Here is a 2,029-nt window from a genome sequence, read left to right as displayed (position 1 = left end):
TTCCAAGCGCGGCCATGATCGCGTCGTAGAAGCGTTCGGCGGCGGTGAAGTCGGAAACGGTGATGGAGACGTGGTCCAGCATCGATGGGATCCTCGATGGTGACTCTCTCAGTCGTCATTGCGAGCGGAGCGAAGATTCCATGGGGAGTGGATAGCGACCAGGTCTGAAGCCAGACTGAGGTTGCAAAAACCACTCAACCTGGAGACGACGATGTTGCTCGATCATCCTTCCGACGGACCGACCGCTATCCGCACGCATATTGCCGCAATTTTTGTGTCGCTGGAACTGAGCCGTTCGACATGGCTCGTGACGTCGCTGTCGCCCGGCAGGGGCGAGAAGATGTCCAAGCACAGCGTCACGGCTGGCGATATGGCCGGGCTTTTGGCGCTGTTTGCGGAGCTTAGGCGCAAGGCGGAGGCCCGAACCGGCCAAAGCTATCCGATCGTCACGATCCAGGAGGCGGGGCTGGACGGGTTCTGGCTGCACCGCGTTCTGCAACAGGAGGGGATCGAGAGCCACGTGGTTGATCCGGCTTCGGTCGCGACGCCGCGAAGGCGAAGACGCGCCAAGACGGATCGGCTCGACGGCGAGACGCTGCTGCGGACGCTTCTGGCCTACAAGCGCGGCGAGCCGCGGGTCTGCGCGATGGTGGTCGCGCCCTCGCCCGAGGAGGAAGACCGCCGGAGGATCTGCCGCGAGCGGCGGACGCTGATTGCTGAGCGGATCGAGCATGTGAACCGGATCAAGGGGCTTCTGTTCGCGCAGGGGATATCCGACTACGGACCGCTGCGGCGCGACCGGCGTGCGCGGCTCGAGACGTTGCGCACCGGAGACGGCCGCGAGCTGCCTTCGCATTTGAAGGCGCAGATCGGCCGCGAGCTTGATCGGCTCGAATTGCTTCTGAAGCAGATCAAGGCGGTCGAGACCGCGCAGGATGCCCTGCTGGCGGCGACAAGAAAGCCTGCGGGCGAAAAGTCGACGCCGGCCCCGGTCACGATGCTGCTGGCCCTGAAGGGAATCGGCGCCAACTTCGCCGCCGTTCTCTGGTCGGAGGCGTTCTATCGGCAGTTTGCCAACCGCCGCCAGGTCGCCGCCTATGCCGGCCTTGCGGCAACGCCCTGGCAAAGCGGAGGCGTCCGGCATGAGCAGGGCGTGTCGAAGGCCGGCAATCCCAGGCTGCGGACCACGATGGTCCAGCTTGCCTGGCTGTGGATAGGCCACCAGCCGCAGTCGGCCCTGACGCGTTGGTTCAAGGAGCGAAGCCCGCAAGGCCGCAAGCGCGCCATCGTGGCGCTGGCGCGCAAGCTGCTCGTGGCGCTGTGGAAGTGCGTCGTCATCGAGGGGGCCGTGATGAAGACCGCCGCATAGCACAAAGCCCACTTCCAACCTCCAATCTGCCGAGGCCCGATCAGCCCCGGAAGATCCGGGTGGACGAACCGATGGATTGCATGGCTTCAAACGCCGCAACGAAGAATGGTCCCGTCCTCTCGAGCCTGCCCGCCGCAAGCGGAATCCTGGTGCGGTCGCTTCGCGCGACGACCGAATGTGAGTTTGATCTGGCAAGCAACCCAGATCGCAGAACCGGCTCGAACCCTGGATCGCAAACGCGAGGATGGCAGATGCCCTGACCGAACCGCCAACACGAGGAGCCCCTGTCGTGCCCGACGCATCAAGCATGATGACGTGCTCGCTCAACTCAAGGCCAAGCCGCTGCGCGGCGGCCCTAACGGGCCGGCCTTGACTTGATCTGTGCGCGTCATCCTGCACAGCACGCGGTCGGGACGAAGAGGTGGCCGCAGTCGAACAAAAAGGTGACTGCTCATCCCTTGACACACACATTCCCCATGTGAGCAATCCATCGAGCGGCATAACGGATAGATGGATTGCTTCCGCCTTCGCTCTTCGAGCTACGGCGGACAAGTCGTCGCTTTGCTCCCTTGCACAAACGCTCTGCGTTTGTCGCAGGCAATGACGGGGATGGTTCAGCGCCTGGGCGTCAGGACGCCATCTTCAAGCGCTCCAGCGCCT

The 2,029-nt window shown here is 63.9% G+C and carries 1 protein-coding gene; it reads left to right on the top strand.

Going from position 1 to position 2,029, the window contains the following annotated elements; translation table 11 throughout:
- Nucleotides 1-211 precede the first annotated feature (211 nt).
- Nucleotides 212-1,369: an IS110 family transposase gene (locus JQ628_RS34255; RefSeq protein WP_212231014.1), complete on the top strand. Its 1,158-nt coding sequence runs from the start codon at nucleotides 212-214 to the stop codon at nucleotides 1,367-1,369.
- The last annotated feature ends 660 nt before the right edge of the window (nucleotides 1,370-2,029 follow it).

The organism is Bradyrhizobium lablabi (genome assembly GCF_018129385.1).
GTDB classification, from domain to species: domain Bacteria; phylum Pseudomonadota; class Alphaproteobacteria; order Rhizobiales; family Xanthobacteraceae; genus Bradyrhizobium; species Bradyrhizobium lablabi_C.
This window is presented reverse-complemented; position numbering and strand designations above follow the sequence as displayed.